Annotated in this window: 17 protein-coding genes and 1 pseudogene; 4 read left to right on the top strand and 14 right to left on the bottom strand. The window is 36.8% G+C overall.

Annotation, left to right across the window (positions count from 1 at the left end):
• Window positions 1–196: 196 nt before the first annotated feature.
• The 8 genes from MW695_RS18710 to MW695_RS18675 all read right to left on the bottom strand — a co-directional run bounded on the left by MW695_RS18710 (window position 197) and on the right by MW695_RS18675 (window position 10,099).
• Window positions 197–1,639, bottom strand: a complete 1,443-nt coding sequence (locus tag MW695_RS18710) for a glycoside hydrolase family 1 protein (RefSeq protein ID WP_247107022.1) — start codon at window positions 1,637–1,639, stop codon at window positions 197–199.
• Window positions 1,640–1,657: 18 nt separating this feature from the next.
• On the bottom strand, window positions 1,658–2,155 hold the full coding sequence (locus MW695_RS18705) for a PTS sugar transporter subunit IIA (RefSeq protein ID WP_247107021.1): 498 nt from the start codon (window positions 2,153–2,155) through the stop codon (window positions 1,658–1,660).
• Between the two features lie 90 nt (window positions 2,156–2,245).
• The gene (locus MW695_RS18700) at window positions 2,246–3,532 is read right to left on the bottom strand and encodes a glycoside hydrolase family 140 protein (protein WP_247107020.1); all 1,287 of its coding nucleotides are present in this window, start codon (window positions 3,530–3,532) and stop codon (window positions 2,246–2,248) included.
• A 115-nt stretch (window positions 3,533–3,647) separates the two neighbouring features.
• Window positions 3,648–5,048, bottom strand: a complete 1,401-nt coding sequence (locus MW695_RS18695; RefSeq protein ID WP_247107019.1) for a PTS transporter subunit EIIC — start codon at window positions 5,046–5,048, stop codon at window positions 3,648–3,650.
• 303 nt (window positions 5,049–5,351) lie between these two features.
• Window positions 5,352–6,836 (bottom strand): glycerol kinase GlpK, encoded by a 1,485-nt coding sequence (gene glpK, locus MW695_RS18690; protein WP_247107018.1) that lies wholly within the window; start codon window positions 6,834–6,836, stop codon window positions 5,352–5,354.
• 12 nt (window positions 6,837–6,848) lie between these two features.
• Window positions 6,849–7,817, bottom strand: coding sequence for a transketolase family protein (locus MW695_RS18685; RefSeq protein ID WP_308446104.1), 969 nt, complete (start codon window positions 7,815–7,817; stop codon window positions 6,849–6,851).
• Entirely contained in the window at window positions 7,814–8,644 is an 831-nt protein-coding gene (locus tag MW695_RS18680) for a transketolase (RefSeq protein WP_247107017.1), read from the bottom strand. The genes MW695_RS18685 and MW695_RS18680 overlap by 4 nt, the downstream gene beginning before the upstream one ends.
• Window positions 8,645–8,662: 18 nt before the next feature.
• Window positions 8,663–10,099: an L-fucose/L-arabinose isomerase family protein gene (locus MW695_RS18675; RefSeq protein ID WP_247107016.1), complete on the bottom strand. Its 1,437-nt coding sequence runs from the start codon at window positions 10,097–10,099 to the stop codon at window positions 8,663–8,665.
• A 356-nt stretch (window positions 10,100–10,455) separates the two neighbouring features.
• Between MW695_RS18675 and MW695_RS18670 the strand changes: the two genes are divergently transcribed.
• The 3 genes and pseudogenes from MW695_RS18670 to MW695_RS18660 all read left to right on the top strand — a co-directional run bounded on the left by MW695_RS18670 (window position 10,456) and on the right by MW695_RS18660 (window position 14,380).
• The gene (locus tag MW695_RS18670) at window positions 10,456–11,490 is read left to right on the top strand and encodes a LacI family DNA-binding transcriptional regulator (protein ID WP_247107014.1); all 1,035 of its coding nucleotides are present in this window, start codon (window positions 10,456–10,458) and stop codon (window positions 11,488–11,490) included.
• 509 nt (window positions 11,491–11,999) lie between these two features.
• The gene (locus MW695_RS18665; RefSeq protein WP_247107013.1) at window positions 12,000–12,392 is read left to right on the top strand and encodes a type II toxin-antitoxin system RnlB family antitoxin; all 393 of its coding nucleotides are present in this window, start codon (window positions 12,000–12,002) and stop codon (window positions 12,390–12,392) included.
• 420 nt (window positions 12,393–12,812) lie between these two features.
• Window positions 12,813–14,380: pseudogene (locus MW695_RS18660) on the top strand (IS1182 family transposase).
• A 1,054-nt stretch (window positions 14,381–15,434) separates the two neighbouring features.
• Here the strand turns inward: MW695_RS18660 and MW695_RS18655 are convergent.
• From MW695_RS18655 to MW695_RS18635, 6 genes are all read right to left on the bottom strand, one after another.
• Window positions 15,435–15,671, bottom strand: a complete 237-nt coding sequence (locus tag MW695_RS18655; RefSeq protein ID WP_247107012.1) for a hypothetical protein — start codon at window positions 15,669–15,671, stop codon at window positions 15,435–15,437.
• 752 nt (window positions 15,672–16,423) lie between these two features.
• Entirely contained in the window at window positions 16,424–16,675 is a 252-nt protein-coding gene (locus MW695_RS18650) for a hypothetical protein (RefSeq protein ID WP_247107011.1), read from the bottom strand.
• Complete coding sequence (locus tag MW695_RS23105; RefSeq protein WP_368859685.1) at window positions 16,650–16,865, bottom strand: hypothetical protein; 216 nt, start codon at window positions 16,863–16,865, stop codon at window positions 16,650–16,652. The genes MW695_RS18650 and MW695_RS23105 overlap by 26 nt, the downstream gene beginning before the upstream one ends.
• On the bottom strand, window positions 16,846–17,172 hold the full coding sequence (locus MW695_RS23100; protein WP_368859684.1) for a transposase: 327 nt from the start codon (window positions 17,170–17,172) through the stop codon (window positions 16,846–16,848). Before MW695_RS23100 ends, MW695_RS23105 begins: the two co-directional genes overlap by 20 nt.
• A complete protein-coding gene (locus tag MW695_RS18640) occupies window positions 17,124–17,384 on the bottom strand; it encodes a transposase (RefSeq protein WP_247107009.1) in 261 nt (86 codons plus the stop codon). The genes MW695_RS23100 and MW695_RS18640 overlap by 49 nt, the downstream gene beginning before the upstream one ends.
• A gap of 3 nt (window positions 17,385–17,387) precedes the next feature.
• Window positions 17,388–17,714, bottom strand: coding sequence for a transposase zinc-binding domain-containing protein (locus MW695_RS18635; RefSeq protein WP_247107008.1), 327 nt, complete (start codon window positions 17,712–17,714; stop codon window positions 17,388–17,390).
• Window positions 17,715–19,876: 2,162 nt separating this feature from the next.
• Between MW695_RS18635 and MW695_RS23240 the strand changes: the two genes are divergently transcribed.
• Window positions 19,877–19,948 carry a putative holin-like toxin gene (locus tag MW695_RS23240; RefSeq protein WP_483299873.1) on the top strand — a complete coding sequence of 24 codons (72 nt, stop codon included), beginning with the start codon at window positions 19,877–19,879 and terminating at the stop codon, window positions 19,946–19,948.
• Window positions 19,949–20,108: the final 160 nt, after the last annotated feature.

The raw sequence follows: 20,108 nt of genomic DNA, 5'->3' as shown, positions 1-20,108 counted from the left end.
TAATGAAATGGATGGTGTTTCGTCCTATATAAACTCTCTCAAATACTCCGCAAGTGCAAGCACCGATAATGATTGACCGTACGGCATTGGCGTAATCTTAATTTCTTTGTAAAAATCAAGGGTATCGCCCATTCCCGTATGCCCCATCCTAAACTGATACTCGATGGAGCAATAATTTATCAACCCTCAAATATATTTAAATTACATTTCCATTACTTTCAATAACATCTTTGTACCAATTGAATGATTTTTTCTTACTACGCTCCAACGTTCCACTACCGTCATCATTCTTGTCGACATAAATAAATCCATAACGCTTAGACATTTGACCGGTTGATGCACTTACTAAATCAATACACCCCCAAGAAGTATATCCTATAAGATCTACCCCATCTTTAATAGCTTCCCCCATCGCTTTAATATGCTCGCGTAAATAGTCAATGCGATAATCATCATTAATGGTCCCGTCATCTTCTACCTTGTCATATGCACCTAAACCATTTTCAACAACGAATAGTGGTACTTGATAGCGATCATAAAGTTCATTTAGAGCAATCCTAAGTCCAATCGGGTCGATCTCCCAACCCCAGTCACTTGATTTTAAAAACGGGTTTTTAACTCCTCCAATGAGATTACCTTCCCCAGCTTCTTCAAGTGTCTTAGATTTTTTTTCCGTTCTAGACATGTAATAACTTAATGAAATAAAGTCTACTGTTCCTTCCTTTATTAACTCTAAATCCCCATCTTCCATTTCGATGCTAATATTATTTTCCTTAAAGTAGCGTTTAATAAATGAAGGATATTTACCTCTAACTTGAACATCGCCACAGAAATTATTAAAAATACGAGCTTCTTCTAGTGCGTGCATTACATTTTCCGGATTTGAATCATACGAATAAGTAGTTGCATAAAGAAGCATACAACCAATTTGAGCATTTGGGATAATTTCATGCCCTAATTTTACTGCTTTAGCACTAGCTACAAATTGATGGTGGAGTCCTTGGAAGCTATCTTGTAACCGAGTTTCTTCACTATCCGGTGAAAATCCCAGTCCTAAAAGAGGCATGTGAGTTGCACTATTGATTTCATTAAATGTTAACCAATATTTTACTTTATCTTTGTAACGATTGAAAAGTACAGTTGCATACCTTTCAAAAAAATAAACCAATTTTCTATTTCTCCATCCACCATACTCTTTGATAAGATGAAGTGGTGTTTCATAGTGAGCAATTGTTACTATTGGTTCAATATCATATTTTAAAAGTTCATCAAAAACTCGTTCATAAAATGCTAATCCTTCTTCGTTGGGTTCCAACTCATCACCATTCGGAAAAATTCGTGACCATGCTATGCTTAAACGGAAGACTTTAAATCCCATTTCTGATAATAAGGCAATATCTTCTTTATATCTATGATAAAAATCAATGCCATCATGGTTAGGATAGACATATTTTAATTGGTCAATTTCAAAGTTAAACCCTGGTTTATTTAACAATTTTATACGGCTACTTCCACCAGGTAGAACATCTGCTAAATTGAGACCTTTTCCACCTTCTAGATAAGCACCTTCTAATTGATTAGCAGCAGTGGCACCGCCCCACATAAACATTTCTGGAAATCTATTATTTGTTTGATTCATTTAATATTACCTCCTGAATTATTTCAACTTACAAACAAATAGTCTATCGCATCTTGAAACTTTTTGTTTTTCAACCTGTACAATCTCCTCTACCTTTTGAGAAGAATTAGTAATGATTATTGGTGTAACAATTTCCTTGTTTTTACTTTTTAAAAACGGAATATCAAAATGTAATAAAGAATCTCCAACATTAACAATTTGTCCTTCTTCAACTAAAATATTAAACCCCTCCCCATTGAGTTCTACTGTTTCTAACCCGACGTGGAAAAGGATTTCTAAACCGGTAAGAGATCTAATTCCAATAGCGTGCTTTGTATGAAAAACTTGAATCACTTCTCCTTCAACAGGAGATACAAGCACACCTTCTGCAGGTATAATAGCAACACCATCCCCCATCATTTTTTCTGAGAAGACAGTATCTGAAACCTGATCGAGTGATATTAATTCTCCAGCAAGAGGAGAAAAAAATTCTTCCTGCTCTATTTTTTGTTTCTTTTTAAATAATTTATCTAGCATTTTTCGTACCTCCCTTTTGTTCTTTAATGAACAATAGCTTCAAAATCAAGAAACAATCATTACTCTCTCAATTAGGCAACTCCAAGTATCCTAGAGTGCTTTTTCACCAATAATTAATACGTCAGATTTAAAACTGTGCATATCAAACACCGTTTTATTATCTTCAAAGGTTACGCTCGTTTCACCAAAGCGTCTTTGTTCTAAATCTATAATTGTAAAATCATAGTCTTCAAGAAGCATATTTAGTTTAACAGTTGTGTTAACTGGCACATATATCAAGATTTTCATTTCATCATCGCTACTAGCAACTCTAATTTCTTCCGTATTTTTTAACAAGATATCTAAAGGCTGCAAGTTATTGATCTTAAATAATTGAAATACTTTTCTCATAAATGCATAATCCCAAGCACCTTCAAACTTAACTGCATCTCTCCATTCATAAGGTCTATCAAATGCCTCTCCTACTAATCCAAACCCTTTTCCCTTCTTATGCCAACTCCATATACCGTGTGCTCCATAGGTAATGCCTGCTTCAGCACCTGATAATAAACTTTGCCAAGCTGATTTTCTAACATCAAATCGACTAAAGCGACCGTATCGATTCCTACTATAACCCATTTGTTCGTAACACGGCTCTGAATTCAGCGCAGGTCTTCTTATTGGTTTATTACTAAATTCTTCTGCAAGCTCATACGACATACTCTGAAATTGTATATTATGCCCTGATTGAAACATATAAAAATCCAAATCATTGCTATTCATTAACTCATCAGGTAATTCCATTAGTCTACCTCTAATATGTAAGGTAGTTAAGCAGTGAGGACTTAATTGTTTGATCGTCCGCATAGCTAAGGAGTAATACTTTATTGCTCTTTGTGTCGGGAAATCCGTATCCCCACTAACTAAATAAATCGGATTATATTTCGAAAATTTATCGTCCACATATTTTACGTAATTCTCCACTAACTCTATTGGCATATTATTTATATTATTAATTTCTGAGCCCCAAGTATCTGGGACATAATTACACCATAATAGGACTAGCGCAGGTACAAACCCCTTTTCAACTGCCATAGAAACCATTTCTTCCGCTCGTTCAAAGTAAGCATTATTTCGATTATAGAAGTTGAAACTACCATCTTCCTTATATTCAAACGGCTTGAAATTCAAATCCGTCTCACTAGCGTCCCATTGTTGAAGTATATTTATTTGTAAAACATTAAAGCCTTGCTCTTTTCTATAGTCAAGATAATCATTCCATTCTTCTAACGTAGCGTTGGTAAAAGTACTCCATACTGTATCAGCTAAATAAAAGAATTTTTTCCCTTTGTCTGTTTCGAAATGCTTTTTATTATCTGAAATTCTTAATTTTATCAAAATGAAATCTCCCTCCTATTTAATAGCAAGAGAAGATAGTTTTTTAAACTATCCCCTCTTTCTATTTACACTTTATAGTTAAAGTTCTATGAAATTCTGCTTATTAAAAAGGATTTTATGTGCTCTTTTTTTCGATTTGCTTTACCGCAAGCTCTCTACTATAACCAAACAAATATGTTAAAACAAATGCAGTAACTAAAGCCACAAGTAACGATAAGGTAAATCCATAAAATTGTAATGAAAGACCTTCAGGGTTAATAAACATCGGTATACCAAAGATACCTCCAGATGCAAAGCCTCCAAACATACTTGCACTGAAAAAACCTGCCGTTGCGCCACCCAATCCTCCACCTATACACCCGAAAAGAAATGGACGTTTAAGTGGCAAGTTTACACCATAGATAGCCGGCTCAGTAATCCCTAGAAATCCTGAAATTGTCGCTGTTGTTGACAAGGACTTTAGTTTGGCTTCTTTTGCTCTGAAAACAATGGCTAAAGCTGCGCCTGTTTGTGCAAAAACTGTACAGTATAATAAGCCATTAATTGGGTCGAAACCGATAGTAAAGACATTATTGATCATAATCGGAATAAACGCCCAGTGAAGACCAAACATAACTGCAACTTGCCAAATTCCAGCAAGCAACAGACCTGTAATTACCGGACTTAAACTATACAAAGCCATAGCCCCATCAGCTAATAATTGACTTGCATTTACAGACAGTGGTCCAATTACAATAAATGATATAGGAACAATCGTCACTATAATAAATAAAGGTACAAAAATTAATTGCAACGCTTTCGGAATAACCTTAAGAAGTACTTTCTCAAATTTTGCTACTAAAAATCCAGCAAGAATAATTGGAATAACAGACTGCGTATAATTCATTAGCACAACCGGTATTTGAAGAAAAGTTAAAGATTCACCTGCATTATATATATCTATCATCGTAGGATAAACAAGGGAAGCCCCAACAGTAGCTGTGATAAATGGATTTGTGTTAAATGTCTTACCTACCGTAAAACCTAGTAAAATCGGTAAAAAGTAAAAGAGAGCATCTGAAGCAGTAAATAGAATTGTATAAACACCCATATCTTCAGACATCCACCCAAGGACAGTTAAAGCAACTAAAAACCCTTTTAAGATACCTGCGGCAGCCAATACTCCCATTATAGGCATAAATATACCTGACAAGAGTGAGACAAACTTACTAAATAAACTACCTCTCTCTTCAGAAGATGTATCAGTAGATTCACTTTCCTCAGAAACATCTTTTCCAATTAATTTTGTTACTTCCGCAAAAACAATCGGAACATGATCACCAATAACTACCTGGTATTGCCCACCTTTTTGTATAACAGTCATGATCCCATCTAAGCCCTTTATAACCTCTGTATTCGCAAGAGATTCATCTTTAAGCTTGAACCTTAACCGTGTAACACAGTGGATTACACTATGAATATTTCCTTTCCCTCCAACCTCTTGAACAATTTGCTTGGCAAGTTTTTCGTAACTCATGTTTCAGTCCTCCAATCTTATTTTTATACTAGAGTAATGTGATACTTCGTTCTAAAACGGAATAATCTCTGTGAATATTCTAAATTTATATCAAACAATTATTCCTTAAATAAATGAAAGCATTTTTAGATAATGGATTAGATTTTAAAGAATCATTATTAGCCAAATAGAAAAATTCCCTATCATTACACGTAGGTTTTTACTTAAACCTAGATCGAAATAATGCGCTTACAAAATTAATACGAAATCATTTATAGCCGATAGATTATCTAAATATAAGATTTTAATCAAGAAAATAATGATTCATATTAATAACGATTGAATAGCATTTTTCCATTCCGAATAGTATTTTTCTCTAGTTTTTTGACTCATTTTCGGCTTAAAGACCCGCTTTTCTCTATTGAGTTTGCTGATTTCCCCCCCGGAATTCCATATACCCGTACCTAACCCCCCAAGATAGACTGACCCTAAAGCAGATAACTCCGAAACAGATGAAACAATCACTTTAATTCCAAGTACATCAGCAAGATATTGCATTAAAAACACATTTGTTGTTGCACCACCATCTACTCTTAATTCTTTGACCTCAACATTTGTTTCTTCATATATTAGTTGTAAAATATCTTTTACCTGATAAACAATGCTCTCAAGTCCCGCTCTTACAATGTGAGCTTTACTAGTATTTCTACTCATCCCTATAATTCCAGCTCGTGTACTCGGACTCCAGTAAGGTGCTCCTAATCCAACAAAGGCAGGAACTAAATAAACTCCTCCATTATTCTCAAGCTTTCCCACTAATCGCTCCGCTTCTTCAAAACTATGAAATAAGGTAAGATCATCTTTCATCCAACGGATAATGTCACCTGTTGTATTGATGATTCCTTCTAACGCATAATGAATCTTTCCGGAATATCCCCAAGCTACAGAAGTAACTAAACCTTCATTCACATCTTCCAATTGATCTGTAAAAACCATTACGGAAGTTCCAGTACCAAAAGTTGCTTTCGCCATCCCTTTTTCAAAACAGCGCTGAGCAAATAAAGCCGCTTGCGAGTCTCCTATTACTCCTGATATGGAAACTGGAGGTACTTTTAAAACACTATCTTCTACTAACCCAAAATAAGTATCAGATGATTGTACTTCAGGTAGCATTGACTGCGGAATTTGAAAGATTTCAAGTAACTGTTCATCCCAATTCATTGACCTAATATTAAATAACAGTGTTCTACTCGCATTTGTAACATCTGTGGCATGAACCTTACCTTGTGTAAGTTTCCAAATTAACCAACTATCAATTGTCCCAAGTAAAAGTTCACCTTTCTGTGCACGCGATCTTATTCCTGAAACATTATCTAAAATCCACTTTACTTTTGATGCAGAGAAATAAGGATCGATTGTTAATCCTGTTTTCGTACGAACCGTCTCTTCATGTCCCTCTTGTTTTAAGCGTTCACATACCGCGGTCGTTCTACGACATTGCCAGACGATAGCATTGTAAACTGGTTTGCCGGTTTGTTTATCCCAAACAACTACTGTCTCCCGTTGATTCGTTATTGTAAGGGTCTTCATTTTGTCTATAATTTCATGATTGGACCGAGCTATTTTATTGATTACTTTCTTTACATTTTCATATATCTCAATCGGGTCATGTTCTACCCAACCCGATTGAGGATATATTTGTTTGTGCATTGCTGTCTCTTTTGCAATTATTGAACCCTGTCGATTTACAAGAAGAGCCTTTGTCCCAGAGGTGCTTTGGTCTATAGCTAGAATATAACTATCATTCATAACAGCAACCTCCTAGTTACTTATCATCTTTTTTGCAATGCTTGAAACATTCTCTGCACTCAGACCATAATGTTCAAACACTTCTTTTGTATTCCCCGTTACTGCTGGTTCATCAGGAATACCTATAACCTGGACTGGAACAGGATGGTTTTGTGAGACGACCTCTGCCACAGCTGAACCAAGCCCACCATAAATACTATGTTCTTCAATCGTGATGATACGACCTGTTTCTCTAGCTGCTTTAATAATAGCTTCCTCATCTAAAGGTTTAATCGTATGCATATTAAGGACTCTACATTCAAAGCCCTCTGCTTTAAGTACACCAGCCGTATCAAGAGCAACTCTCACCGTCTCACCAATAGCAATAATGGTTAGATCGTCCCCCTCATGCATCGTAACCGCCTTCCCAATCACAAAACGATAATCCTCATTTACATAACAGTCTTCCACAGGGTTTCTTCCAATCCTCAAATAAACAGGAGTAGGATAATCCACTAAAGCTTCAATCATTTTCTTTGCTTCATGACGATCAGCCGGCATCATTACATGTAAACCAGGTATCGCTCTCGTAACAGCTAAATCTTGTAGGGAATGATGGGACATACCCAGCGCCCCGTAACTAACACCACCACTAATTCCAATCAATTTCACATTCGTTCCAGAATAAGCAATATCAACTTTAATTTGTTCAATACTACGCATGCTTAGAAAGCAAGCGGGTGAAGCCACAAAAGGTTTCTTACCAGAAGCAGCTAACCCAGCAGATACCCCGACTAAGTTTTGTTCTGCAATCCCTACTTCTACTAACTGTTCAGGTAGTGTTTCTCCGAAAGGAACCATAGAAGCAGACCCTCTGGAATCACTAGTTAACACAAGTATTTCCTTCTTTTCCATCGCCAAATCTAATAATGTATCACTGATTACTTTCCGATTTGCAATTTGATTCTTTTCAGCATTTTTCTTTAGTGCTACGTTATTCACGCTAATTCCTCCAATCGCTCAGAAAGTTCTTGCATAGCTATTTTATACTCTTCCTTCGTTGGAACATGATGGTGCCAACTTTCAACATTTTCTGCTATTGAAATTCCCTTTCCTTTAACCGTATTAGCCAGAATGATTGTAGGCTTGCCAGTGATTTGTAGTGCTTCATTAAAGACTCTCACTAATTCTCCTACATCATTACCGTCTACCTGAATAACATGCCATCCAAAACTTTCCCATTTTTTATCAAGTGGTTCATTGCTCATTACATCATCTGTAGTACCTGAAATCTGTAATCGATTTCTATCGATGATTCCTATTAGGTTATCAAGCTTATACTGCGCCGCTGACATCGCTGCTTCCCATACTGAACCTTCAGCTAATTCTCCATCCCCCATTAAAGTGAAAACTCTAATAGTTTTCTTATCCATCTTGGCAGATAATGCCATACCTACAGATACAGATAAACCATGTCCTAATGCCCCTGTGTTCATTTCGACACCTGGAACCTTATTATTTGGATGCCCTATTAATCTAGAATTATATTTGGAGAACGTTTTCAACTCCTCCTTAGGAAAGAACCCTTTATCTGCTAATACTGCCCAATAGGATTCAACTGCGTGACCTTTACTTTGAATATAACGATCGCGCTCTTCCCAATTCGGGTTGTTCGGGTCTATTTTCATCACCCCATAATATAAAGCTACTAAAATATCAGTATTCGATAATGACGATCCCGTGTGACCAGTGCCTGCTTCATAAATCATTTCAAGCAAAGATTTTCTTATTTCAACTGCTTTACGGTTTAAACGGTTTAACTCTGTCATATAAGTCCCTCCATAGAATTAATAATTAATGTCACTACCACGTAACCATGCACGAATTTCTTCTTCTGCAGGATCCACAGGATCTGGAGTTAACCCAGGAATATATTGACATGCCTCATATATCACAGGAATGACATTGGCATGAATTCCAGTAGAATGATGAATATATGGTCCTTTAACCAATTTCTCTTCCCATAACGGCCAATCATTTACTTCAACCCATACATAAGATCCCCTAGAATACGGACCTTCAATTCCCTTAGCTTTTCCTAGAAAAATAGAGTACTCTCCATGATCCCCATCGAAGCGAGCAATGGTCATTTCTCCACCTTTCACTTCCCCTTCATGTGTACCTGGAGAGTGATCTTCAAACAAGAAATGCTTTTCTAGTCTTGGTTTTTCTTCTACACTCAACGAAACAGGAAAATTCCCACAGTGGAATAATAACTCTCCATTCGGATTTTCCGGATGTCGAATGGTAATATCTGCGAAGAACGTCGGTACAGTATTTAAGGTCGCTGCTTGCACCATAATCGATGTTATCGCACCATGGATATCCGTTTCGCAGGTTACTGGGATTTGTTCATCAGTTAAGATCGCATTGGCCAGACACGGCATAATTCCAATAATATCTTGTAATGTTGACCAGCACTGGATCGCAATAGCCGAACAGCCCGTTTCTTTCGCATATTGCTTCATCGCCACTTTTAGTGCTGCAATACGATAAACATGCTCTTCATCAACAGAGCTCCAGTCTAGTGTTTCTTTAATATGATTCACCGCTTTCTCAAATTCTGCACTTCTCTCATTCTCAACTTCCAACGTTTTCTGTTTTATTTGGTCTAGAGTTATCGGATAAATTTGAATTCCAAACTTCTCTAACAACTCCCCTTCGTTACAAATAACAGACCAAAAATCAGATGGCCTAGTTGAAATTTGGAGAATTCTCAGTTGCTTAAATTGCTTTACAACATTTGCTGCTCCAATAAAGTTTTTAAATCCTCTTTGGAAAACTTCAGAATCTACTGCACTGTTCGTGATGTAAGTAAACGGTACATTAAACCTACGAAGTACCTTTCCAGTAGCAAATATTCCACACTGTGTGTCCCTTAGTCGCATTCCATTTTCAAGAGGAGCTTCATCTCTCGGCCCCCAAATCAATACAGGTTTATCAATCGCTTTTGCTATCTTAGCAACTAGATCTTCTGTACCAAAATTACAATGCGGAAAAAAAACAGCGTCTACCCCTCCCTCTCTAAACCGATTTACTATCGCCACCTCATCAGAACGGTCATATAGGAGCCCTTCCTCATTAATTCCTTCTAAATCAACAATTTCTATATTTAACCCAAAGCTTTTTATTTTCTCTATGATTAACTCTTTATGCTTATACGCGTCCTCTTTACTAAATACAAATCTCCTCGTTGGTGCAAAGCCTAATTTTAACCTATCCATTTCACTCCCCCTACTAACCTATACTAAACAAACTTATAAACCAAAACTAAACAAACAGAAATTAATTTTCTTTTTTTCAAAAGTAAGTACCTCTTAAGAAGACTTTAACACCTTAAATAAAAAAAAGTCAACATTTTTATATAAAAAAACATCAAAAAATAAAAATGTAAGTGCTTTCTTTTAGTTTTTGTTTATCTTATTTTACTAAACTAAATTATTTAATTCATACAAAATTCTAAATAAACTCTTTGTGAATCTTAATTTTCAATTAGATTGACACAACTAAACTTAATAACTAAACTAATATTACATAGATCCTTTTTTAAAATAAACATTTATGAAGGCGGTTGGTATAAATGAAAATAGATGATATTGCGAAGATTGCCTCTGTTTCCAAATCTGCAGTTTCATTGGCATTAAATGGAAAGTCTGGGGTTAGTCAAGAAACAAGAGAAAGAATTTTAAGAATTGCAGAGGAGAACGGGTATACTCTAAAGCCATTTTCAAAGGGACAGAACAATAACAAGTCAAAGATTTTCCGTTTTGTTGCATGCACTCATACTGGAATTATTACAGAACAATATCATTCCCAGTCCTTTTTTATGGAATTAATTAACAATATAGATCAGTCAATGAAATCGAAAGGATATTCGTTAATCATTTCCTCCATTAATGTTGATTCACTGGAACAGGAAATCGTAAATCTGGAGAAGCAGCAACGTTCTTCTGGTATTATACTTCTTGGAACTAACTTAACGGAAGAACAAATCAAGACAGTTGCAGATACACAACCTAATCTAATTGTTCTAGATACTTGCTACGAAACTTTAGATATTAACTTTATCCTTATGAATAATGTCTTTGGGGCATACCAGGCAGGAGAATACCTAATAAAATTAGGACATAAAGAAATTGGCTACGTTGAATCTAGTTACAGTATGTACAATTTCGATATGAGGAAAAAAGGCTTTCAAAAAGCGATACTAGAAAATAACCTAACTATCAAACCTGAACATACATTCCAAATGTCACCTACCGATATCTCTGTACACGAAGAGTTTAAAGAATCTATTTTAGAATTAAAAGGTAACTTACCTACTGCAATATTTTGTGAGTCTGACTATATGGCTATTAGTGTTATAAAATCACTTATCGAATTAAACATAAACGTTCCAGCTGATCTATCTGTAATTGGTTTCGATAATATCGTTGAGTCTCAAATTGTAAGTCCTGAATTGACTACAATTCATGTAAAAAAAGACAAAATCGCAGCACTTGCTGTCGAAAAGCTTATTAGAGAAATCGATAATAAAGAAGATGATAAAATGAAGATTTTTATCGATACGGAGCTCATTGAAAGAAAATCATGTATTAAAAAAGAGAAAGCGTAAAAGCTCGTTTAGATACAGATGTAGTTTTTTAAAATAATGTAATTATTAATTAAGTGGTTGCATTTGTTTAATACCAAGACTAAGTGAAAAAGGCGTAACAAGTAGTAATATTCAATCGTTACGCCTTTTTTATAAAAGAACGGATAACCTATCCAAGGTAACGTCTTTCATACATTAAGTTAGTTTTATCCCTATAGTTCAATTCATGATTTAGAATTTGCGGATTTTAAATTAGGGTACCAAAGTAAACGTAAGCGAGTGAAAAGCATTTCACAAAGAACGTTTATGACGGAGTTCCTTTAACTTAAGAAAAAACGAAGCAACAGTTAGATGCATTAGTGAAAAGAACTTGAAAGGTTAAAAGACCTTACATTAAAGGATCACAGCACCCACTTTCAGTATTTTGTTTCATTTTTAAACAATGCTGATCTGATTGTTAACTAATAGTAGCCGGTGGTCACACTGAATACGCAACAAAAGAAGTTGAACTTGTTGTCACAGATGGTGTCGTGACGATTCAAGAGTCGACAGCGGTCCGACCGGAGCGATACGAGGTTCATGATCTGGCGGACGACATTCGTGGCGAGTACTACAAGCTAGTGATCTTCAAGAGTTACAAAAGTTCACTGTCTGATCTGCTTAGCTTCTTCGATCAAGTATTTTCCGGCACGGTCATCATCGATACGCTGTTTTCTGCTGGCAACAACTCAAACCGCTTTCTCAAGGCGGTTGTGACTGACGGCAAGATGGACCCTTTGTCTGTCGAGGTTGTCTCTTGTCGACGCCATCACCCTGTACGTGCGTTTAGCAACAATTGCATCATGCAAGATCCAGACGGATTAGAAGCGAGTGTCCTTGTTCGTACGCAGAAACAGCTATTGCTAAAAGGTGTGTCAATTTGAGGTTGCGTTCGCAGACATCCCGAGTTGCTGCGCAACCGATAAAAGACGTGAAAAGGTTTCACATAGTACGAAACCAAAAGGGGTGGATCTCATGATTGATACGTACGAATGCCATATATGTGGTAAAATGAACGAATATAACACCATGGACAAACAAGAGCATGAAGAACATGAAGAATGCAAATCATGCTTTGACAAAAGTCTAGAACATTAATGTACGACAAGAGGCTGGGACAAAACCCAGTAAATAAAAAATAGAGAGGCGCTCATCCCAATGTTTGGGTTCGAGTGCCTCTCTTTATTTTTATACTCACTAAACTTTGCCGTTTATTTTTCTACAATCAACTATTTTTTAATACACAAAGGACACCTTCTGATAAAATTAAAGTAACCACACAATAACTTACCGGGGGTGTCCTTATGTTTAAATATTATAACATGAATCAAGTTATTTTGCCTTTAGATTTAGAAGTAAAGCTTCAGGAAAATGATATTGCCTACACTGTAAATGATCTTGTGGAACAGATTCCTGATGAAGCCTTTGCCAGTTTTTTGCGTGAAACGGGCAACCCAGCTTACCATCCAAGAATGATGATGAAAGTGATTTTATGTGCTTACACACAATCTGTTTTCTCAGGAAGAAAAATTGAGGCATTACTCAAAGATAGTATTCGTATGATGTGGCTGGCTCAAGGATATAAACCGAGTTATCGTACTATCAATCGTTTCCGTGTTCATGAAGAAGTAAAGGAATTATTACGGCAGTGCTTCGTCCAGTTTCGCTGTCAACTTGTAAAAGATAAATTGATAGAGGAAGAAGCTATCTTTATTGACGGGACGAAGATCGAAGCGAACGCCAATAAATTTACGTTTGTTTGGCGCAAAGCGACGGAAAAATACAGTGCAGCTTTGGTGGAGAAGTCCAATCAAATGTATGATGAATTGCTAGAAAAGGAAATTATTCCGGTAATAGAACGGGAAGATCAGGAAGAACTATCTCCTAAAGAACTCCACGAGGTTGTGCAAAAGCTTGACGAGAAAGTGGAGGAATTTGATAAAAAAATTAAAGAAAGTGCAGAAGTAGAGGAACGTAAACAACTACGTTTGGAACGCAAAGGACCGAAACAGCACCTCAAACAGTTCAAAGATTTTTTGGCCCGCAAACAAAAATACCAAAACGACATATCCATATTCGGAGAGCGTAACAGTTATTCCAAGACGGACCAGGATGCCACTTTTATGCGAATGAAAGATGATTACATGAAGAACGGCCAGCTAAAAGCAGGATATAATGTGCAAATTGCGACAGAAGGACAATATACGCTTGCATTTGATGTCTTCGCAAATCCAACAGATACACGCACCCTTATTCCTTTTCTGGATAAGATCGAGAAAAGTTTCTTTAAGCTGCCCCAGTACATTGTCGCAGATGCAGGATATGGCAGTGAACAGAATTATGAAGATGTAATTAATCGGGAGTGCACCCCACTTATCACATATAATATGTACCGTAAAGAGAAGAAAAAGAGGTATAAAAATAATGACTTTAACTCCGCGAATTGGGAATATGATGAGGAAACAGATTCTTTTACATGCCCAAACGGAAAAAAATGGACGTTCCGCTACCTATCGAATTCGGAAAGATAAAAGTGGTTTTACACGAGCATTTAAGATCTACGAGTGTGATGATTGTTCAGGCTGTCCACTCCGTTCCCAATGCACCAAGGCTAAAGAAGGCCATAACCGAAAAATACAATACAATGAAATGGGAACAGCAAAAGGAATACATCAGACAAAAGCTTTCGAATGAGAAAACTGGCGAGATCTACGGTAAACGTAAGGTTGATGTGGAACCAGTCTTCGGATTTTTGAAGGCTAATTTGGGTTTCACTCGTATGTCAGTGAGAGGAAAAGAGAAGGTAAAAAATGAATTAGGATTTGCATTCATGGCGGTGAACTTGAGAAAGTACACCGCCATGAGCAGTTAAAGGGACAATAAATGACCAAGAATACAACTAAAAAGGTTCCGAACACCTTATTTTGATGATCGGAACCTTTTTCAGATTACTTTTTAGCTAGATTTGTCCCAGCCTCTTTCTTTTTTGATAACAGATACACATACTATATCGATAATAGATCTCACTGTATGTCGTATGCGAATTGTATGTTAATAGCGTGAAAGAAATGTGTCAAAAGTGTGCGAGATGTATGCATCGTTCTAACACACAGCTAATAAACACCATCAAATCATTCATCGTGTGCGTAGTGTGTGTGAATTATGTGATAAAATTGTGCGAGTTGTGTGTGTTTTGGCACGTAGTTAGTGAACACGATCAATAACCTTTCGTATGCGTTTCGTGTGAGAGAAATGTGTTAAAGTATGAGAAATGTATGCGTGTTCTAACACACGGCTATTAAACACCATCGAATCATTCATCGTGTGCATGATATGTGCGAATTATGTGTCAAAAGTGTGCGAGATATATGCATGTTGTGACACACAGCTATCAAACACCACCAAATCATTTATCGTGTGCGTATTATGTGAGGGTTATGTGTTAAAAGTATGATATTTATGTGTGCGATGTGTGAAAGTTTGAACACACTGTATACACACTTTATTTTTTTTAGACAACAGACCGTCATTCCCTCTGAAAGACCAGAGCATTCTACACACAGCTGACCGTTATTCCTCGGAGTAACGGTCTTTTTTTTGATAACAGACGTCTCTTTCTTGTAAGAATCAATCAGACTGACGTGCAGCCAGACCGTTCAGGGTGGGTCCCGACTGCTGCGTCGGTGGTGTTTCCTGCCTTTTCTCGCTTGCGCTCGTATAACCGCTCCTTACAGCCCACCCTGAACGCCCTTAGAAGGCTTCCTGGAAGGCCTTTCCCTGTCAACGAACCGATGTTGATCAAGCGGGTCCCGCGTCTCTCAGTGGTCTTTCTTGCCTTCTCTCGCTACGCTCGCATAACCGTTCGTTCCTTCCCCCTTGATCGACACCCAACACCCTTCTTACAAACCGCGTGGGTCCCGCCTGTCCTACGGTGCTTTTTCTTGCTTTTTTAGCTCACACATTTGTGTGTACAAATAAACGTTTTTGACATACAAGCGCCTCGGCCAGCCCACGCCGTTTGACGATGTGTGACTCTCTTGCCATTCTTTTTTAGACGATTCGCTCCCCGTTCGGTTCGCGTCTCTATCTTCTTTTTTGACAGCTTCCCCTACCGATCTTTTTGACAACTCCCAGTCTGTTAGACGAGCCACATTCCTGCGCATCTCGCCACCTGTCTACACGTCTCATACGCCTGTTACATGCCTGATGACCGGCGCGTTTTTGGGCGGTATATGCGCCGAAATTGGCTGACGGATTCGTCATACAGCAACTTGGGCTGATTGTACCTGACGGATTTTGCGAATCCTATAACGGTGCGGTTTATCGGAGGGTGAATCCGTCACGGATTCTAGCCCACTCTCGGTATGACGTGGCGTATCTCTTGACGCGCCTATGTTTCGATATCTTTATGCTGATACGGCGTGATATTGGTACGGGTAGGGGAAAGAGCATAAGGGGGACGTATGACACGCTGCGCTTTGTCAGTCAGCATAGCTGACCGTCCCCCTTACTGCGACAGTCGATGCGTTGCATCACCTGTCTTGCCCTACGCTACGCTTCGGGTGCTCATTCGAAAGCTCCTATTCGTCACTTTCTATTTAATGAAAAGCAACCCTCCATTCCATCATGACCATGATTGGTCATGATGCCATTTCGGTTACACAAATAGTTAGATGAACAATGTGCGTATGTCGGCTAGCGCCGAACTGATAGCCGAATATATTCCGCTATCAATGTACGCACACATCTATCCATTTGTACACACACCTGTCTGAAAGACCAGACCGAAATGCTTTCGCATTTTCGGTCAAAAGAGCATAAAGAATATCTATGTAAAAATAATTTTCCGCATGAAGACCGTCAAAATACATAGAACAAAATCGCTAACGTGATTAACCCCGACCCTAGTTTAGATTTATTCACAAGGGTCTTTTCTCGCTTGTCGCATAGTGCCACCACAAAAAAGGCAGACCACTTCAACTTCTTCGCCTTCTTCCAAATCATAATGAAATTCATCAACTACAAAATCAAGTAACTCATCTTCTTTCTTGCATTTGATACATATAAAACTGATAGTGACTTCTTCCTCTACATCTAAAGGATCATTTTCTTCTAACCATTTTAAAAACTCATCCTGTTGTTCAACCTGTTTTTTGTTTGACGACATATTCATTCCTCCTATATTTAACACACTCCATACCTTCCATGTCATGATAGAGAAAGCCATATTCTGCATGCCATATTTCTACCAACTCCATCTCACGGTGGCAATGTGGGCAAATAAATGGATTTTTATCAAAAGCTTCTATCATTCGTTGACGATATGTTTTTTTCTTCTTAGCTTGTTTTGTTAACAAAGAAAGTCGACGAGTCCGCACAAAAGCATAAAGATTCAATATGACATGAGGCCTTCTTATATGCTTTTCTACTATACAAGCCATAACGCCCAACCATTCTAAAATGCTTTGGTGGTATATGTTGAAGTAACCCAAAAATAAATCTATATACTGGCCATTTGGCATCAACACGTTTTCTGCTCTTATGATCTTCATACCAAAAATGCATGCGTGGCCCATCATATGACTCAATTCTGCACTCTGCAACTGCCGGTCTAGCTAAATATCCTCCAATATACTTAGCCGCACCTCTTGACTTGGTACCCATTCATTTTTATTATCTAAAGTTCCTTCTGTAACTAGTGCATGAATATGAGGGTTAAATTTCAAGTCTCGCCCAAATGTATGGATAACAGTAATTACCCCTACTTTTAAATCACGTTTCTTACTTTTTCTCTTAAAATAAAATTGAAATACTTGAGCCACTTGTTTACTTAAGGCAGTTAATCTATTGCGATCTTTGAAGAAGACTTCTCGCAATTCCTAAGGAATTGTAAATACCATATGACGGTGGGGGACATCAAAAATCAGTTGTTTATTTGACCAATCATCTGTGTACTTCTTTCCACATTTATTACAAAAGCGGCTTTTACAAGTGAAACCAACAAAAATAGGCCTAGGTTCACCTTCATACCCTAAGCATTCATATTTAGCAAAGCCTATATCTTTACTACCGCACTTCATTGCTTTTTCTACAGTCTCTTTTACATTTCTGAATTTTCTTTGGGAAACGATCATAGTGCAACTTCCAATAACCATCGAAGTGGACTTTAAGAATTTTTTTACAACACCTGACTTTCTCTTTCTCATATAAATCCTAACTCCCTAATTATTTTAAGGATATTTTATCGCATACTTGTCCACAGGTCGACTATTTTATAGTTTCATAAACAACAAAGAAAGTAGCGGATGAAACATCCACTACTTTCTCGTTTGGCAGTTATGGTGGCCAAAACCTGCTTTTAAAGTTCACGTTTTTTGTAGTGAGACACCCACTTTTAGAGCTCGCGCTTTTGGTAGCGAAACACCTAACCGGTAACTACGCGTTACCTTATCTTTAGTGTATTATATGTTGCTTTATTTATTCGGTCAAGGGGAAAAAACAATTTGTAAATAATGGGCGTTCTTCAACGATGTATGACCCATTGCTTATCTATTCCCGCTTTTCAATCAAATTAAACGTATTTAATCATATAGAAATTCCCGGAAAGCAATCCTGCGACTCCGTCACGCATTCGAACATTAAAGATAAAAAAGCAAAAAGAGATAGAAAAAGTAGTCACACTTATGATGATACCCATCGTCTAAAAATGGAATTGTCACCCATTTATCACACCGAAAATAAGTTTAACTTTAACGCTTGTTCCTTCGTTCCTTCTTTTTCGCAAAATCTTTTATATACGTAATGCATTTTGGAAAGATATTATTTTTTTCTTATTATTTATTATAAGAAGAAGGAACAAAGGAACATTGAACTGTGACCCCTTGATCCATAAACATTTTTCTGTTCCTTTTAGCCGTGAAAACCAGGAACAAACCAGGAACATCTCGCATGAAAAAGGAACAAATGAAGAAAAAATACGTGCATACATGCAAAATCGACCGTATATTCGTGTGAATAAAAAAGCGCTTTCATCTCCGAAAATACGTGCATGCATGCAAGATTCATTCAAAAAAGGAACCAATTGACCTCTTAAAAGGAACAGAATAGGAACAGAAAAATTGAAAAATCCTAGTATATCATCTGGTCAATTCTGACTTTATCAAAATGCAATTTTTATTTTCATTTCCTTCCTCACTTAAGAATATGACATTTACTAAAACTTAATCGCTTCTTAAGAAAAGATTAACACCTATACTATTTCTAGAAAATACTCATTTTCATTTTTCAATTGCATTTTTAAGATCAAACACAATTTCATCTAGAATAGCCATCATCACAACCTATTTCTTAGCAAAATAAATTGTTCATAACACTCATATATAATCGAAATCTTATGACCATTTCTGAACATGTATAACAAAATACGAATATTATTACATAGGATGATTACATAATACGTAACAACTAATTATTATCTTATTTTGATTTGGACAAATTGCTTTTTTCATTTAATTCCACTAATTGAATTGTTCACCCATCTATGGAAAAGATTGGGAAATGTGATTTTTATCTAAACAATAATGTCCATCATCTTTCATTTTAATCCACATCTAGAATTAATAGATATGCACGAACATCTCTATAGGCTCGATCCAGAGAAATAGTCTCGTTAACCGTGAAATGCATCCTTTTGAAATAAGAACCTTTTTACACCTTCACTAAACCCTTCGAATTAAATGAGGTTTACACCATCCCATGTCATTCTGTAGTGAGTAAATATATCATATCACCCTTTGTTTTGTATTCGTCATACACACTCAACATGTCTTCAAAAAATTTCTCCACCGTAACGCTTTAAGATAACTATCATTTGCAATACTCCTTTCATAACTAGCCCCTCTGCTTCTTAATGTATATTATTACCTATTAATTACTATGTATTGACACCTCCAAACCGGCGAATGTCAAAATTAGTTTTATAAACCGTCAACAAAACCATCACAACTATAATGATTTCGTCTTATGTTTACGTAACATGTAACATAAAGCATATTGTTATACATGTATATTCTTACTTGTTCCTATTACTCCCTACGGAATATATAAATCATAGCTTTTAACAACCGTAGTCTTGATTACCAGTATGACTATGCAAACGATCAACCGAAACGATTATTGACAAGAAGGGTACAAAAAATGGCACGTCTTCGGAAACTCTCATGGATAAGCATTTGCGGAACAGCTCCATCCTAGACCATTTGCTAGTCAGGAAGCGTGAAAAAGTCATTCAATATAATTTTCATTGCTTTTACAACGAAATAAGCAATTCAAGGAATTAATGCAGTCACACACTGATCATTAACTTTTCATGATTTCTTTCTCTACGATGATCATAGCGCTGATGGCTGTTGTTGTTGCTATTTTGAACACAAAAAAATAGCCCCCCTGTTCACAGCGGGTGAGGGCTATTTTTTCTTCTTTAGATATTAGATAGCACCAATCCCCTATCAAGAGAATGGGTATCTAGCGACCACAGGTGCAACTGTGGTCGTTTTTAGTATATGTTTAATTACTACTATCATAACACAGTTTCTAAAAAA

It is taken from the genome of Halalkalibacter sp. APA_J-10(15) (assembly GCF_023017105.1).
Taxonomy (GTDB): domain Bacteria; phylum Bacillota; class Bacilli; order Bacillales; family Bacillaceae_D; genus Halalkalibacter.
Note: the sequence above shows the minus strand (reverse complement) of the source record. Positions and strands in the feature narration are given on the sequence as shown.

Coding starts and splice junctions, on each gene's coding strand:
- MW695_RS18710 (WP_247107022.1), bottom strand. CDS start 1,639: ATGAATCAAACAAATAATAGATTTCCAGAAATGTTTATGTGGGGCGGT.
- MW695_RS18705 (WP_247107021.1), bottom strand. CDS start 2,155: ATGCTAGATAAATTATTTAAAAAGAAACAAAAAATAGAGCAGGAAGAA.
- MW695_RS18695 (WP_247107019.1), bottom strand. CDS start 5,048: ATGAGTTACGAAAAACTTGCCAAGCAAATTGTTCAAGAGGTTGGAGGG.
- glpK (WP_247107018.1), bottom strand. CDS start 6,836: ATGAATGATAGTTATATTCTAGCTATAGACCAAAGCACCTCTGGGACA.
- MW695_RS18680 (WP_247107017.1), bottom strand. CDS start 8,644: ATGACAGAGTTAAACCGTTTAAACCGTAAAGCAGTTGAAATAAGAAAA.
- MW695_RS18675 (WP_247107016.1), bottom strand. CDS start 10,099: ATGGATAGGTTAAAATTAGGCTTTGCACCAACGAGGAGATTTGTATTT.
- MW695_RS18670 (WP_247107014.1), top strand. CDS start 10,456: ATGAAAATAGATGATATTGCGAAGATTGCCTCTGTTTCCAAATCTGCA.
- MW695_RS18655 (WP_247107012.1), bottom strand. CDS start 15,671: ATGCGCAGGAATGTGGCTCGTCTAACAGACTGGGAGTTGTCAAAAAGA.
- MW695_RS18650 (WP_247107011.1), bottom strand. CDS start 16,675: ATGTCGTCAAACAAAAAACAGGTTGAACAACAGGATGAGTTTTTAAAA.
- MW695_RS23100 (WP_368859684.1), bottom strand. CDS start 17,172: ATGGGTACCAAGTCAAGAGGTGCGGCTAAGTATATTGGAGGATATTTA.
- MW695_RS18635 (WP_247107008.1), bottom strand. CDS start 17,714: ATGAGAAAGAGAAAGTCAGGTGTTGTAAAAAAATTCTTAAAGTCCACT.